The following is a 15,755-nucleotide window of genomic DNA, read 5'->3' on the forward strand; positions in this document are numbered from 1 at the left end:
GTAGGTTAGCCGGCGGGTGACATCGCATCTCGGGTCTGCCTGCCCAGCCCTATAGCTCGGTGCCTCAAGCGGCCCGTCGGCGGTCTCCTGGCCCGTGGTCGGTCTGGTCGTCGGGGCGCTCTACGAGTCGGCCCTTCGCGAAGGTCGCCCCGGCCCGGACGAGCGCGACCAGGTGGGGTGCGTTTACGGCCCGCCAGCGGGCTTGGGCGGACTCGATCAGCTTGAACGCCATCGCGATCCCGGCAGCGCGGGAGCCGGGGCCTTTGGTGACGCGCTGGCGCAGCCGGACCGTGGCGAACGTGGATTCGATCGGGTTGGTCGTGCGCAGGTGGACCCAGTGTTCGGCGGGGTAGTCGTAGAACTCCAGCAGCACGTCGAGGTCGTCGGTGACCTTCGCGACCGCTTTGGGCCACTTGGCCCCGTACTCGTCGGCGAAAACCTTCGCGGCAGCCTCGGCGTGCTCGCGGTCCTCGGCCTGCCAGATCTCCGCGAGGGCCTTCTTCGCACCGGGCTGGGCGGACTTGGGCAGCGCGTTGAGCACGTTTGCGATTTTGTGGAACCAGCAGCGTTGCTCCCGGGTGGTCGGGAAGACCTCGCGAAGGGCGGACCAGAATCCCAGCGCGCCGTCGCCGATCGCGAGGACCGGGGCGGCCATCCCGCGGCGCTTGGTCTCGCGCAGCAGGTCGGCCCAGGACTCGGCGCTTTCGCGGTGGCCGTCATCGAGAGCGATCAGCTCCTTACTGCCGTCGGCGCGGACCCCGATCATCACCAACAGGCAGATCTTGTCCTGGGACAGCCGCACCTTGAGGTGGATCCCATCGACCCAGACGTAGACGTAGTCCGTCCCGGTCAGCGACCGGGTGTTGAACGCCCTCGCCTCGTCCTGCCACTGGCTGGTCAGCCGGGTGATCGTCGTCGGCGACAGCCCAGCGGCCGAGCCGAGGAACTGCTCCAGCGCCGGGGCGAAGTCGCTGGACGAGAGCCCGTGCAGGTACAACAGCGGCAGCACCTCGGCCATCTGCGGGGACTTGCGCGCCCAGGCGGGCAGGATCGCCGAGGCGAACCGCTTGCGCTCACCCGTGGCCTCGTCGGTGCGCTTGTCGTTGACCCTCGGGGCGGTCACCGGCACCGCACCGGCGGCGGTGGTCACCTCGCGGGTGGCGTGGTAGCCGTTGCGCACCACCAGCCGGTGCCCGCTGTCGTCGACCTCGCCGGCTGCGGTGTCGACGTAGGCGGCGACCTCGGCCTGCAGCGCAGCCGCGAGCATCTGCCGGGCACCATCGCGCACGATCGCATCCAGCAGTGAGGATCCGCCCGCCGCGCCGTCGTCGCAGTGGTTGGACTCCGAGTTGTCGGGGACTATCTTGAGCATCGGGCGCACCTTCCCGAACCAGCGCGTCAACGCCGGTCCATGATCAGAGACTTCGTTCCTTGTAGATCATCCTCGGGAAGGTGCGCGCCTTGCACGCCACCCCGCCGAGAGCCATCCACAGGTTCTGATCATTCCTCCGGCGTCGGAAGTGCAATCGCTGAGCACCTCTGCTCAACCGGGAACATTGTCTTCAACCTCGACCCAACTCCTCCAGAGGACACATCCTCCAGCGTGCATCATGTCCACGGAGATGGAAGCGACCCCGCAGCGACGACAGCTGCTGCGAGCCTTGCTGAAAAATACGGACCACTGAGCGGCTGGGTGAACAATGCTGCAATCTTCCGCGACGCAGGCCTCGCGACTGCCACCGCTATACAGATCAGCGAGCTCATATCTCTGAACCTCAACCTCGCCGTCGTCGGATGCCATACCGCGGTGCAACACTTCCTCGCTCATTCGCGGCCCGGAGCGATCGTGAACGTCTCCTCACATCAGGCGCAGCGGCCCGTCCGCGGTGCCCTTCCCTACGCCACAGCGAAAGCCGCGATCGAAGGACTCACGCGTGCGGCCGCCGTCGACCACGGGCCACAGGGCATCCGAGTGAATGCGGTCGCGCTGGGCTCGATAACGACGGCCCGGTATGAAGACCACCGACGCAAACACCCCGAGACTGATCGACAGATGGAGGCCCTGCACCCCCTCGGCCACGTCGGCCACCCCCAGGACGTTGCCCGCACTGTCGCCTTCCTCCTGGCACCCGAATCAGGATTCATTACTGGCGCGGTTCTCCCCGTCGACGGCGGGCGATCCGTGCTCGGCCCCGACCCCGAGAGCACCTAGAACTCAGGGTGCACCCGGCCTACGGGTCGCGCAAACCGACTCCGATGGCGGGTTCGGAAGCCCAGTTTGCCGGGGACCGGCATCGTTCGGTTGAGAATTATTCTCCGGCCTATCCGCGCACAGCAGTGATCGCATCTCGTCCCGCAGGTGCTCGGTTGGCCGGGGAGCAGGTCCTCCGGATGTCACGTTGAGGTGTTCGGAGCTGCACGGTAGACAGATCTGTCACGAAATGCCCGGCGGGGACCCTACTCTCAACCGTGGCGACTGTGAAGTGGATCGGTGAATGGCGGGCTTCTGGTGGGGGTGAGTGGCGTTAGCTGGTGATGAGGGTGCTGGCGGCTGCTTCGATGACGTCGTCGGTGATGGTGTCGAGTTGGTTGATCTTCAGGACGCGTCCGATTTGGGGGAAGAGGCGCTCGAGGAGGCGGAAGTTGCCTCTGGTGATGCGTTCGATCGCGGCGATGGCCTGGGCGTCGGTGAAGTCTTCGGGGTCGAGGGTGCGGCCGAGGCGCTTCCAGTGGCGGGTCAGGACGAACAGCAGTTCCTCGCGAGCGAGGGCGCGGTAGCGGTGGGAGAACCCGAGGCGGCTGTAGAGCTGGGGGTAGTGGCGGAAACGCTGGTCGATGCCGGGCATCCCGATGAACATGAGGGCGACGTGGTGGCGGTCGTGGAGGTCTCGGAGTAGCTCGAGTGAGGTCGGCGTGAGACGTTCGGCCTCGTCGATGATGATCAGCTCGGTGAAGTCGATGGTGCGGGGAACTTCGGTGGTCGTGATTTTCCCGATCGCGCAGAGATGCTCGTAGATCAGCACTCCGACCTTGCCGCGGTAGAACTCGATGTCGCGCATGAGATCGCGGTGCTTGGCGAGGACCTCGGGGGTGTAGAACACGGTGCGGGAGCGGTGGGCGGCGGCGTACTGTTTCAGGTCGGCCTCGCTGCGTGGCCCCCAGGCTTGGATGAAGGGTTCGAGGGTGTCCCAGTGGGCGTACCGGCGGGCGGACTGCGTCTTACCGACGCCGGCCTCGCCGTGGCAGATGCCGATGGTGACGTCCTTGCGGATGGCGCCGGCGAACTCGGTGAAGCGGCGGTGTTCCTTGGTGACGATGAAGTCGCGATTCATCTACTCGTCCTCTTCGTAGGTCTTCAGGCGCTTCCTGGGCCGTCGCGCGGGAGCGGGCGGCGTTGGTGGGTCGTCAGGGGGTCGTGGAGTCGTGGGGATGCGGTCGTTGATGTCCTTGCGCAGTTGTCGGCGGCGGGCTCTGCGGGCGGTTTCGATGTCGTGGAGGCTGTAGCGCTGGTTGGGGTGGGCTTCGTCGATCGCTGTGCATACGAAGGTGTCGTGGTCGTAGACACGGATCTCGGACAGGTCCCGGGGGTCGTAGCGGATGGTGACGGTGCGTCCGACGAACGAGGCGAGCGTGGGCGAGAGGTAGCGCTGGCCTTGGAAGTGGATCCCGTCGCGCTGGACGGTGCGATGCTTGGAGACCCGCAGAAGCAGCCCGTCGAGCTCCTCGAGACTCTCGGGTAGTCGCGGCAGCCATCCCTCAGCGATCCAGGCCGCCTTCGGGCTCGTTCGGATCGCGGTGTGCGTGCGCTGGTTGTACTGGCCGACGAACTCCCCGACGGCCCTGTCGAGACCAGGAAGGTCCAGCACCGGCACTGGGCGTGGTTGCCCAGGGGTGAGGCGCCCGGGCAGGGTCGCGAGCAGTTCGGTGTTGACGGTGTGGAAGAACCGCTCGATCTTTCCTCTGCCCTGGGGGCGGGCGACGGCGGAGTGGATGATGCGGATCTTCAACGCGATCGCGGTGTACTCGAGATGATGGCTGGTGAAGTCGCTGCCGTGATCGACGTAAAGGACGTCTGGGATGCCGCACATCGGCCAGGCGGGGTCGCTCTTAGGCCAGATCGCTTGGCGCAGCGCCAGCGCGGTGTTCATCGCCGACGGCGCACCCTCGAAGACCATGTATCCGCAGATCGCCCGCGAGTAGTCGTCCATGACCGTGGTCAGCCAGGGCCTGGATGGTCTCCCGCTGGGGTCCTTGATGAGGATGTCCAGCTCGGTGTGGTCGACCTGCCACAGGGCATTGGGACGATCCGCGCGATGGCGGAAGACGAGCTCGTGGCGGTCCCGGTAGGACGCTGGGCCCTCGAGCGCGAGCGTCACCATCCCTGGATCCAACGCTCGCACGATCGACCGCACCGTCGCGTAGCTCGGCGTGCTCACTCCTCTTCGTGCGGCCTCGGTCGCGGCCAGGCGGTGCAGCGTCGCGATGCTCGGGCGAGGCTTGGTTAGAGCCAGGTGCTCCACGAACGCCACCAGCTCAGGCGCGGCCCGCCGCACGCCGGCATCGGCGCGCTGCGCCCGCTCAAGAGCCGAAATGCCACCTGTCCGGTAGAGGCTGTGCCAACGCGAGAGCGTTCGCTCCCCCACCCCAGTCTCCCGGGCAAGACTCGCCAGCGGGATGCCGTCTTCGACGTGGAGCCGCAGAATCTTCCACTTCTGCGACCCGTCCATGTCACGCCTGCGCGATGCTCTCGCGAGCGGCCGCGTCCCGCTGGTGGCGATACAGCGTCGCCCGTGACCACCCCACCAGGCGCGCCGCCTCCTCAGCGGTGCGCCCCTTCGCTCTCTCTTCGGCAGCGATCGCGAGCTTGCGATCCACGACCTCCGGGTTCACGGGCGGCCGGCCGAACTTGGTGCCCTGGGCCCGGGCTGCTGCGATTCCCGCGTTGACGCGCTCGGTGATCAGCTCGCGTTCGTACTCCGCCAGCGTCGCGAGCATCCCGAGCATGAGCCGGCCCGACGACGTCTCGGGATCGATCCCGTCGGAGACCGACTGGATCTTCACGCCGCTGTCCCGCAGCAGGTTCACGGTGTTAAGCACGTCGATCAGCGACCGGCCCAGTCGGTCGATCCGCCAGACCACCACCGTGTCCTCAGGCTCCGCGTAGGCCAGGAGCTTCTTCATGCCCGGACGCTCCGCCGCGCTCTTCGCCCCAGACGTCACATCCGAGAACACATCCCGCCTCTGCACACCGGCCGCAAGGAGAGCGTCGAGCTGCAACGCGGGGTCCTGCCCCGCCGTCGACACCCGCGTGTACCCCAGAAGCCTCATCGCCACATGATGCCTCACAAACTACCCGAACCGGAAGATCTGAGACGGAACGCAGTGCGACGACTTCACGAGACACTCCTTGCCGCTAACGGCCCAGCTCGAGACGGCTCTTCCGCCGCTCGGCCGCGTGTCTCGTAAAGCTGTAGCTATATGAGCTGCCGAAGCGGCCTGATGCTACCGGATCTGTACTACTCGATGGCGTGATCGCGCGATGGCAGCGATCGCACAGCCGGATCCGCCCTCACTGGGTCCGGTGAATCAACCCTGGATCCTTGTCGTTACTTTGCGAGTTCGGGCTTTCCAGGGGAGGCCTCGTCGTGGAGGATCTCGGACTCTGCCGGGGTGATCACCCCCCCCGGGATCCCATCGGGCCGCCCGGCGCGCCGCGCGGACCTGCGCGCACCGGAAGCTCTAGCATCGATCGTCCGGGGCGGGCAAAGGAGTGCGGATGACAACGGAGACCACCAGCGCCTCGTCTACGTCGGCATTGTCTGCGCTACCGCTGGATCGGGATTTCAACCTGCTGTGGTTTGCACGGGCGGCCTCCGACGCCGGTACCGCGATTGCGATGGGCGCACTGGCGCTGATAGCGGTCCGCACGCTCGAGGCGACTACCCTCCAGGTTTCTCTGCTCACCGCGGTCGCGGGTCTGGTTGGTGCGGCACTGGCACTCCCACTCGGGCCGTTCCTCGAGGCGCAGAGAAAGCGACCGGTGATGATCGCGGCCGACGTCGTACGGGCTGTGCTCTTCACCTCAGTGCCGCTGGCCGCAGCGTTCGGCATTCTCTCGTTTTGGCAGCTGGTCGCCGTCTCTGGTGTGGGAGCACTCGGCAGCATCGCGTTCGGTGGGGCGTCGGCCGCGCACCTGAAGAATCTTGTGCCCCGCGAACGGCGCACCGAGGCGCTGGGTAAGCTGGAATCGACCTTCTGGTTGCTGACTACGCTCGGGCCCGCCCTTGGCGGAGCAATCATCCAACTGCTGGGCTCCACCGTCACCCTCGGCATGCAGGCTGTCGGTCTGCTGGCCTCCGCGCTCGGCATCAGCCGGATCCGCCGCCCGGAGCCCGCTCCCCCGCCTCCGGGGAACCGACACTTCCTGGCCGAGGCCAGCGCAGGATTCACCGTCATCATCCGGGACTCCCGACTACGCCCACTTCTGCTGAACTCGACGCTTTTCGCCGCCTTCGTCGCCTGGATCGGCCCGCTCGAGATTGTGCTGCTGCTACGCGGCCTGGACTTACCCGCCTGGCAGTTCGGGCTCGCCCTCGCACTACCGAGCCTCGGGGGTCTGCTTGGATCCTGGCTCGCGCCGCGCGTGAGCCGGCGGGTCGGCGAACACCGCACACTGGTGGGCTCCGCTGTGCTGCGAGGCCTGCCGGTGCTTGCCCTGCCGTTCCTGCCCTCGGGGTTGGCGGGCTTGGTGGTCTACGTGATTTCGACGTTTCTGCTCCTGCTCATCGCCGGAGTGTTCCGTCCGGTCTACACCGCCTACCGCATGGAGGCGACCGACGACGCCTACATGACCCGGGTGACCACGGCGTTCACTCTCGCCTCCCGTGGACTCGCCCCACTGTTCGCCCTGACAGGCGGCCTCGTTGCCACGGGGATCGGAGTGCGGGGCGGACTGCTGGTCGGAGTGATCGGACTGGCGCTCTCCGGACTCTTCCTGCCGTGGCGGGAAGCGACCTCAACGACTCAGGTCACATCCCAATGACAATGAAAGTGCTGCCTTACGACCTGCCCGACGTACCGCCCTAAGCAAACGGGGATGATGCGTAGTTAGGGGCCACTCGCGTTGCGGCCCAGCCTCGTAAGGAACGCCAGCAGGACCCCCGCAACGAAGCGTTGGCAGAATCCCGCCATTTTTCAGTGAAATTTACAGGCGACGTCGCGGTCTGGGTGCGCCGCTGGGGTATACCCAAAAGCAACAGTGCGGCCAAGGGTCATGTCGTACTGATGTCCAGGACTCTTCGGCTTGACCTTGACCCTAGGTCAACGCTGGAAGCTGACTCTATGACGAACAAACCATGGATGGGCATGCTTCCCGTCGCCGACACTGAACTGGCTGTTACCGATACGGGCGGCTCTAATCAGCCGGTGATCTACCTCAACGGCAGCTTCGCTGATCAGAAGCATTGGAAACGGGTCATCGAGTCCTTGGGAACCGAGGAGTGGCGACACGTGACCTTTGACGAGAGAGCGCGGGGGCGGTCACACACGTCCTCTGACTACAGCTTCGACGGTGCCGTGGAGGACATCGGGGCCGTCATGGAGGCACGGGGGATCGAGCAGCCCATCCTCGTCGGCTGGTCGATGGGAGCCACCCTGGCTGCGCACTGGGCCGCCAGATATCCGAGTCGAGTCCGGGCCGTGGTCTGTGTGGACGGAGCGCTGCCCTGGGGTCTCACCGGTGCGGAAGGTCAGGATCGGATACGGCAGCTGTTCCACCGGCTACGGTGGCTCTTCCCGATTGCCAGTCGGCTGGGACTCGCAGCACGCATGAGCGCCAGCGATCATGCTGAGGTGAACATCGAGCTCAACGAGATCACGGCGGCCATCGCCCCGGTCCTGGAACGCATCGAGTGTCCTGCCGTGTACGTGCTGGGGACGGGTGGGAACCTTGGTAGCGGCTCTGACGAGATGGAGGAAGTGCGGGCATCATTGGACCCAGTACTCGCCATATCGCCCAACCTCACCGTGGGCTCCAAGGTCCCTAGCAATCACTCACAGCTTCTCCGACGTGAGTACCACGCCATCGCGGCTGCCGTACGTCAGGCAAACGCTGAAGCAAGGAAGACCACCCCACCAGCCCCGACGGAGTAGATGCACGTGGTACGTGGAGTCACGATCAGCCAGGCAGCCGCCTACACCGGGGTCACCGTCAAGGCGGTGCGTCACTACCACCGTCTCGGCCTTCTGCCGGAGCCCGAACGCGACCCATCGGGCTACCGGCGCTACGGCTCCGAGGAGCTCTTTCGCCTGATACAGATCCGCACCCTAGGGGGCGCGGGCGTACCCCTGGCCCAGGTCGACCTGCTCCTTGCCACAGACCCAGCATCGTTCGAAGAATCTCTACAAGAACTGGACCAGCGGATCGAGGACCAGATCCACGTGCTTCGTGAGCGCCAACGCAAACTCCACGAACTGACGTCCGTCGAACAGGCCCTCTTGCCACAACGGGCGATCGAACTGCTAGCCCATCTGAGGGATCTCAGTTTCGATGACACCTTTGTGGACCTCCAACGTGAAGGTCTCGTGCTGGCGAACGCCATGGCTCCTGATCTCTTCGAGAACTTTCTGGAGCAGTTCGAAGAGCGCCTCCGAGACCCGACCCACGTCGCCATCCTTCATGCCAGCTGGGCCGCTGAAGGGATGAGCCCCGACGACCCCCGGCTCGAGACTCTGGCCGACGACATGGCTCAGAGCATCCTTGCCCACCGGACAGGCCTTTCTCTGCCCGAATCGGTCCGTAAGGGCACCCAAGCGGGTGAGGTGTATGACGCCATCAACCATCACCGCAGCCAGGAATGGCCCACTGCATCCCGACTCACCGAGCTAGTGGAGGAGCGCCTGCGCGCCGCTGGCCTTCATATACCGGCACCGCTACACAACCGCCCAGGCCCCCAGGACGTACCCGCACCCCGCCCAGACCACTGAAGCAACCACGAGACACGCGAGCTGCTGCGACGGCGCGACACCCCAACGCGACAGATCCGTCGCGTTGAGGCGCACCCTGCGCAACAGTTACGCGACCGTAGTCTCCCCTGTTCTGCAGGGTCAAAAACGATAGTTCTGGGACAGATCTGCGCCGTGGGGTATACCCCAACGATGCGCTGTGACTTCGTCTGCCGGAGTTCTTCCGACACTCGATGACGGCCCCGCCGTCGGCCAGCGGACGACCCCGGGGCCGTGTTCCCCAAAGCGATCCCCTCTTGGGAATGCCCTGAAGAGTGGTCCCGCGCGGACTCCGCCAGCAGAGGCGAATGCCGAACAGCATCGGCATCCGAACCGGGACGGTCAAACTGCTGCTTGTACCTGAGCATCGTGTGCTGCGCGCTGGCAATATTAGGCAAGGTCAGAACTGGATGCTCATAGTCTCTTCTACGCTCCGGATGAGATAGTGGCTTCTAAGATGTATTTGTCAACACCCGCTTTCGCGGTGACTGGCCCGACTGGAATAGGCGCTTTGGCCCCAACGGGCACGACGAGAATAACAGGCGCAACGGGGGCACGGCGTTGAGTGCCGCAGACCAACTACTATTTGCTACCGAGCACCGCTGCCCCCACTAAGCAACGCCATCTCGCGATGAACGTAGTCTCAACGTCCTAACATGACAGGAGAACCTCATGACGCATCTCGGTCGCCGCAAGATGCTCGGCATGTCCGTAGCATCCGTTGCCACAGCCGCGCTTGGCAGCTGCGTGAAACCACTTGCCGTTGATAACGTAAACGCGTCCCCCACCATTCCGTCATCCGACACGCCTGTAACGCTGTCCTGGTGGTCGGGAATGAGGGGTCCACAGACTGTGTGCGACATCTTCAATACCACCCAGGACCGTATTCGAGTCGAAGCCACATCGATACCCGGCCCAGGTGACGGAGGGAATGCAAAACTTCTGTCTGCAGTGGCTGCTGGTGCTGGCCCCGACATCGGACAGGTCGAACTACGCGACACCAATGAATTCGCCCTGGCCGGCGCCCTCGTCGACATCGGCCGATATGGAGCGTGGGCAGTCGAATCCCAGATCGACCCCGCAGCGTGGTCGCAAGTTGTGGTAGCGGACTCCGTCTACGGAATCCCACATGACACTGGCCCTGCTGCGATGTTCTATCAGGAACCACTCTTTGAGGCTCTCGGAGCTGTACCGCCAGCGAGCTGGGAGGAGTGGTCCGAGCTAGCACAGGGGGTACGGGACCACGATCCAACTCATTACCTCTCTGCCCTGAACGTGAGTGGTGGCGACCTCACCATGTACGCGATGCAGGCAGGGGCAGTATGGTTTCAGGCTGAGCCCGACGGCTGGATAGTGAACATGACCGACGACGTCTCGAGAGGTGTTGCTGAATTCTGGGATCACGCGATCGCCAATGATCTAGTCACCACGACCATCCCCCCGTGGTCAACCCCATGGTTCGCGGCCGCTGGCGAAGGACGAATCTATTCTCATATCGAAGGTTCGTGGGCTGATGGGCTCCTCAAGGCCGTACCCAACGGCCACGGAAAGTGGCGGGTCGCCCCGATGCCTCGCTGGGACACTGGCTACGCTTCCGGACAGAGTGGCGGGTCTTGCGGAGCCGTCATGGCACATTCCGAACATCCCGCCGAGGCACTCGAGTTCCTCACTTGGATGTGTACCTCGCAGCCGGGAGTCGACGCAATGATCGAGCACCTTGGTATTGGCTGGTCCCCCATGGCGGGCTACATAGGCGCAGAGCGACTCGAGCCATCAGCATTCTTTGGCGGACAGAGCTATAATGAAGACGTCCTCGTGCCGATGAGTAACGGACAGAATCTCAACTGGTTGTGGCCACCAGTTTGCCAGCGTTTCATGGATATACTCGGGGACGGAATGCGCTCGAGAGTAGCAGGCGACACTCGACTCGTAGATTTTCTACCCCGAGCTCAGGAGCAGATCATAGAGATTATGCGAAACATGGGGCTCAACGTCCGCGCACCCAGATGATGGCATAGAGCCCTCAGAGTTGAGTGCGGGCGCGCCGGTGGGATGGGGTTTCTGACACTAAGCGTAGAGGTTCTCGACGGTTAGCACCTTTCCACCCCGAGGACCTCAAAGTCCCCGACAATAGTAGACTCCACGTGCACTTGCTCTGCCGCGCTCAATCGGTGTGACCGGTGCGATGTTTCTCCTCGACTCCCCCCGCATTCACCTGCTGCGCGTCATCGACAGGATGGACCAGCCGGCCTGGTCCTCGATGTGGAGTTCCGAGAGGCACAGCCCAGCCTCTCCTAGCCCGGGCGGCCAATGCGCCCCAGTTCAACACTGCGCCAATCCTGGGTGTAAACGAACTCATCTGGCGCCCCAAGACCCGCGCCAACGAGGCCCGACTGCCAACGGGGATCACTTACTAGTACTACCAACCTCGATGGGCTGTACACGTGTACTTGCGATGGACGTATCCGGTACTTCGATAGATCCGGCAGTAGACCTAAAGCGTCGACGGTGTTCGCTTGGCGAGACTCCCAGCACTTCCTTGAATCTACGACTAAAATACGCCGGATCAGACCACCCCACGCGCGCTCCGACTTTGGCTACCGCTTCTTCAGTTTGAATCAGCAGCGCTGCAGCCCGTTCGGCTCGGATCTGCGCAAGGAGTTGCAGAGGCGCGGCGCCGGTATGATCACGGACTAAACGTGACAAATATGAAGGGGACAGTGACACACGATTCGCAAGTTCGTTCAGAGACCAGTGATACTCGGGAGATTCCACCAGAGCGGTGACTACGGTATTAACCGCGCGATGATGCAATGTGCTATCCATCGGAGTGTTCAGATCGGCGACAAGTACCCCCAAGACCGTCAGCAGCCTCCCCATAATTAAGACACCATTGGCTGGCTGCTGCTCAAGTGTCTCTCGTAACTCCAGCACGAGGTCGCTAATGTCGTTCGCGGTTGACGCTGGAATCGAAGTCACGTGAACGCCATGCCCCCCTGCGGCGCTAGGACGTGTCCATAACAGCTCTCGTAACGACGGGTACGTAGTTAGCGCTCCTTCGGAAACGGAGACAGCAAATCGGGCTATAGATAGATTGGTGAGCATTAGGCCTTTGCATCGCTCATACGCGTGCCATGCGCCCGGACGCAAAACGACCATATCGCCCGGGTGTAACTCCTTGCGTCCTTGCTCGCAGACGTGCACCCCGACTCCGTCGGTGACCACCTCCACTTCGAGGAACCCGTGCGTATGTGCTGCTTGGCCGACGTCGGTACGGCCCATCGAGCACCAGCACACCGCTCCATTGAACACCTCAACCTCAGAGAACTCATGCAACTTCGCTAGTGGCAACATGTCAAGATTATACCGGTTCCGGGTTGGATGCTCATAGTCACCTCACGCCCACAGTGGCAGCATGGTGCCATCGTAGGCGGTCGCCTAATGCGCTCACGACCAGGCTCAACTGTAGGAGATCAACCTTGGACATCCCGGTTCGCACTCGCCCATGGAACTTCGGAGCCGCACTCAGCGTGGATGAGATCGGACAAGCCGAACGTGACTACGTTTTGCAGGTTCTCGATAAGCGACGCGTCTTCCGGTACACCCAGGACGGGATCGAGGACTCCGAGGCCGCGCGGCTGGAAGCTATCTATCGCGAGCGTGTGGGCACGAGCCACTGTTTGGCTGTCAACGGGGGTACCTCAGCGCTGATATGCGCACTCGTGGCCGCGGGTATCGGTCCTGGTGACGAAGTCATCATTCCCTCATATACCTATATCGCCACCGCTTCAGCGGTGCTCCAGGCTGGAGCGGTCCCGGTGATCGTCGACATCGATGACACCCTCACAATCGACCCGGATGCCCTTGAAGCTGCCATCACCGACCACACCGCGGCGGTCATCCCGGTACACATGCGAGGGGTGCCTTGCCAGATGGACGAGCTGGTGAAGATCTCGCGTGAGCATGGGTTATACATTATCGAGGACGTAGCACAGGCGAACGGGGCCAGTTACCAGGGGCAGCCTCTGGGGTCCATCGGCGACGCAGGGTGCTTTAGTTTTCAGCAATACAAGATGATCACCGCCGGTGAGGGCGGGCTGGTCGCAACCAGTGACGATCGAGTCTTTCAGCGGGCCAGCATCTACCACGACAGTGCCTTTGCAATGTGGGATTCCAACAAGACCGATCCAGCGCCCGTCGAGACATTCCCAGGCCAGAATTATCGCATGAGCGAAATCAACGCTGCAGTCGCTCTGGCGCAATCCGAGCGCCTTGACGCCCTCCTTAGGCGACTTCGCAGGATCAAGTCTCGAATTGTCGAGGCACTGGCAGAAGTAACCGGAATCGACCTCCAGCGCGTGCCGGATCCCGCAGGTGACGCGTCCTATTGTTTGACCTTTTTTCCCGGCCAAGGTATCGACGTCCGGCAATTCTCTTCCCGTCTCTCTTGGGAAGGCATCGGTAACGCCACGATCTACAACAGTGGCGTGCCCGACAGGCACATCTTCGCAAACTGGGACTACGTGCTAGCCAAACGCGGAGTGTCCGCCACCAACAACCCCTGGAAATCGCCCCATTACTCAGGCACTGTGGAATACCCAGCTGGCCTCTGCCAAAAGAGCCTAAACCTGCTCGGCCGCGCCATCCAAATCAACCTACATCAGGACATGAGTGACCAAGACGTCGCTGACGTGATCGCTGCCGTCACGCGGACCGCGAGCCAGCTTACCAAATAGATGTCGTGACCAGAGGAGCAGCATGAAGATATCCGTTCAGATGTACAGCGTCCGCCAGGCCCTCGCTGCGGACTTCCCGGGCACTGTGCAGCGCCTGTGCGACCTCGGGTTCGACACAGCCGAGCCGTTCGGCCTGGTGGAGTTCCGTGACGATCTGGTGCGGGCCCGCGAACGTTTCGACATCACCTTCCCCAGCGCCCACCAGTCGTTCCTGGGCGACGTCGATTTTGACGAGGTGCTCGAGGCGGCCAATGCCGTCGGTGTCACCTACCTGGTGGATCCGTTCTGGGAGCCGGCCGACTGGCAGGATCCCGCACGGGTTCGAGATCTCGCTGGCCGCCTCAATGCGCGCGCCGAGCAGGCAGCTGAGGCCGGTATCCGCGTCGGGTACCACAACCACCACTTCGAACTGGCAGCGCAGCTTGACAGCCGCTCCGCGTTGGAACTGTTCGCCGAGCATCTGGCCCCGCGGGTCGTCCTCGAGATCGATACCTACTGGGCCGTGGTCGGCGGAGCCGATATCACGACCCTGCTGGCCACCCTCGGCGAACGCGTGAAGCTCGTCCATCTCAAGGACGGCGACCTCGCCCAGGATCCCGCCGGGCAGCTGCCCGTCGGTGCCGGCCGGATGCCGTTGGAGGAGACCTTGACGGCCGCCGCTGGAGTCGAGTACGGCGTCATCGAATTCGACGAATACGACGGGGATGTCTTCGAGGGCCTTGAGGCGTCACTCAGGCGGCTTCGCGCCGAGGCTTGATCCCGCCGCAAGACCAGCCGTCCCGTCCCTGACAAGGAAACCCCTATGATCTCTAGGACCCGCACCGGGCCCGTGGGCGTCGGCATCATCGGCGCCGGCACCATTTCCCTCGAGTACCTGACCAACCTGACGTCGTTCCCGGACGTGGCCGTGCACATTATCGGTGACCTGGTTCCCGAGGCCGCACAGCAGCGGGCCGAGGATTTCGCCATCCCCGCCTCGGGTACCGCCCAGGACGTGCTGGACCATCCCGACGTGGAGCTCGTCATCAACCTGACCATTCCCGTCGCCCATGCCGAGGTGTCTCGTTCTATCGTCGCTGTCGGCAAACACGTCTGGACCGAGAAGCCCATTACCACGGCACCTGCCGACGCCACCGAGCTACTCGCCACCGCAAACGAGCACGGCGTCCGCGTGGGCGGCGCTCCCGACACCGTGCTCGGCGCGGGCATCCAGACGGCGCTGCGCACCCTCCGCGACGGCCAAGTCGGCACCCCCACCTCGGCGCTGACGCTGTTCCAGTCGCCCGGCCCGGAGGACTGGCACCCCAACCCGGCCTTCCTGTTCCAAGAGGGTGCGGGCCCGCTGTACGACATCGCCCCCTACTACGCCACCACCCTCGCACTCGCGCTCGGTCCGGTCACGAGTGTCAGCGCCGCGGGATCCCGGGCCAGGGAACAACGCACCATCGGATCGGGCCCCAAAGCAGGAGAGAGCTTCGAGGTCACGGTGCCCACGCAGGTGGCAGCGCTGCTGCGCTTCGAATCCGGTCACAACGCAACCGTGCTCCTCAGCTTCGACTCACCTCACACGCGGGTCGGCTTCGTCGAGGTCTACGGCACCGACGCGACCCTGGCTTTTCCTGACCCGAACGTGTTCGACGGGGGCTCGGCGCTGACCGCCTACCGGGGTGAGCAAGCCACCGTCGTACCCGCCAGCGGAGCGACCACCGGCCGTGGCCTGGGGGTGCTGGAGATGGCCCGTGCCATCCGTGCCGGGGTTCCGCACCGGGCTCAGGGGGAGATCGCCGCGCATGTCCTGGACATCATGGTCGCCATCGAGACAGCCGTCAGTCGGGGCCAGACGGTGGAAGTGACCTCCTCGTTCACCGAGGTCGAGCCGATGCCCGCCGACTTCGACCCCTATGCCGCGACGCTCTGAAGCACTGCTACCTTGTGACCGCATTTTCTTGAGGAAGAGAGGTAATGATGTCGCGACCCACTCGACGCTCGGCGCTCGGCGGCTCGGGAGCCGCGCTG

General features: G+C 63.9%; 13 protein-coding genes. 8 read left to right on the top strand and 5 right to left on the bottom strand.

Going from position 1 to position 15,755, the window contains the following annotated elements:
- Positions 1–64 precede the first annotated feature (64 nt).
- Positions 65–1,372 (bottom strand): IS256 family transposase, encoded by a 1,308-nt coding sequence (locus tag JOF43_RS02210; RefSeq protein WP_209898482.1) that lies wholly within the window; start codon positions 1,370–1,372, stop codon positions 65–67.
- Positions 1,373–1,411: 39 nt separating this feature from the next.
- Here JOF43_RS02210 and JOF43_RS02215 point away from each other — a divergent pair, with 39 nt between their 5' ends.
- Positions 1,412–2,212 carry an SDR family NAD(P)-dependent oxidoreductase gene (locus tag JOF43_RS02215; protein WP_209898485.1) on the top strand — a complete coding sequence of 267 codons (801 nt, stop codon included), beginning with the start codon at positions 1,412–1,414 and terminating at the stop codon, positions 2,210–2,212.
- A 313-nt stretch (positions 2,213–2,525) separates the two neighbouring features.
- Here the strand turns inward: JOF43_RS02215 and JOF43_RS02220 are convergent, their stop codons facing one another.
- The 3 genes from JOF43_RS02220 to JOF43_RS02230 are packed head-to-tail and all read right to left on the bottom strand — an operon-like array spanning position 2,526 to position 5,328.
- A complete protein-coding gene (locus tag JOF43_RS02220) occupies positions 2,526–3,332 on the bottom strand; it encodes an AAA family ATPase (protein WP_209898488.1) in 807 nt (268 codons plus the stop codon).
- Positions 3,333–4,727, bottom strand: coding sequence for a Mu transposase C-terminal domain-containing protein (locus tag JOF43_RS02225; protein WP_209898490.1), 1,395 nt, complete (start codon positions 4,725–4,727; stop codon positions 3,333–3,335). It lies immediately after the preceding gene.
- 1 nt (position 4,728) lies between these two features.
- On the bottom strand, positions 4,729–5,328 hold the full coding sequence (locus JOF43_RS02230) for a recombinase family protein (protein ID WP_209898493.1): 600 nt from the start codon (positions 5,326–5,328) through the stop codon (positions 4,729–4,731).
- A 448-nt stretch (positions 5,329–5,776) separates the two neighbouring features.
- Between JOF43_RS02230 and JOF43_RS02235 the strand changes: the two genes are divergently transcribed.
- From JOF43_RS02235 to JOF43_RS02250, 4 genes are all read left to right on the top strand, one after another.
- Positions 5,777–7,042, top strand: coding sequence for an MFS transporter (locus JOF43_RS02235; protein ID WP_209898496.1), 1,266 nt, complete (start codon positions 5,777–5,779; stop codon positions 7,040–7,042).
- A 317-nt stretch (positions 7,043–7,359) separates the two neighbouring features.
- Complete coding sequence (locus JOF43_RS02240) at positions 7,360–8,151, top strand: alpha/beta fold hydrolase (protein ID WP_245353990.1); 792 nt, start codon at positions 7,360–7,362, stop codon at positions 8,149–8,151.
- Entirely contained in the window at positions 8,152–8,985 is an 834-nt protein-coding gene (locus JOF43_RS02245) for a MerR family transcriptional regulator (protein WP_209898499.1), read from the top strand.
- Positions 8,986–9,675: 690 nt separating this feature from the next.
- Positions 9,676–11,013 (top strand): ABC transporter substrate-binding protein, encoded by a 1,338-nt coding sequence (locus JOF43_RS02250; RefSeq protein ID WP_209898502.1) that lies wholly within the window; start codon positions 9,676–9,678, stop codon positions 11,011–11,013.
- Between the two features lie 396 nt (positions 11,014–11,409).
- On the opposite strand, the gene JOF43_RS23250 is transcribed toward JOF43_RS02250, so the two are convergent.
- Positions 11,410–12,357: an AraC family transcriptional regulator gene (locus tag JOF43_RS23250; protein WP_209898505.1), complete on the bottom strand. Its 948-nt coding sequence runs from the start codon at positions 12,355–12,357 to the stop codon at positions 11,410–11,412.
- Between the two features lie 176 nt (positions 12,358–12,533).
- Between JOF43_RS23250 and JOF43_RS02260 the strand changes: the two genes are divergently transcribed.
- From JOF43_RS02260 to JOF43_RS02270, 3 genes are read left to right on the top strand one after another with little or no spacing between them, the layout of a single operon-like run.
- The gene (locus JOF43_RS02260) at positions 12,534–13,739 is read left to right on the top strand and encodes a DegT/DnrJ/EryC1/StrS family aminotransferase (RefSeq protein ID WP_209898509.1); all 1,206 of its coding nucleotides are present in this window, start codon (positions 12,534–12,536) and stop codon (positions 13,737–13,739) included.
- Between the two features lie 22 nt (positions 13,740–13,761).
- Positions 13,762–14,496: a sugar phosphate isomerase/epimerase family protein gene (locus JOF43_RS02265; RefSeq protein ID WP_209898512.1), complete on the top strand. Its 735-nt coding sequence runs from the start codon at positions 13,762–13,764 to the stop codon at positions 14,494–14,496.
- 45 nt (positions 14,497–14,541) lie between these two features.
- Positions 14,542–15,657 carry a Gfo/Idh/MocA family protein gene (locus JOF43_RS02270; protein ID WP_209898516.1) on the top strand — a complete coding sequence of 372 codons (1,116 nt, stop codon included), beginning with the start codon at positions 14,542–14,544 and terminating at the stop codon, positions 15,655–15,657.
- Positions 15,658–15,755: the final 98 nt, after the last annotated feature.

This window comes from Brachybacterium sacelli (genome assembly GCF_017876545.1).
Lineage (GTDB): Bacteria > Actinomycetota > Actinomycetes > Actinomycetales > Dermabacteraceae > Brachybacterium > Brachybacterium sacelli.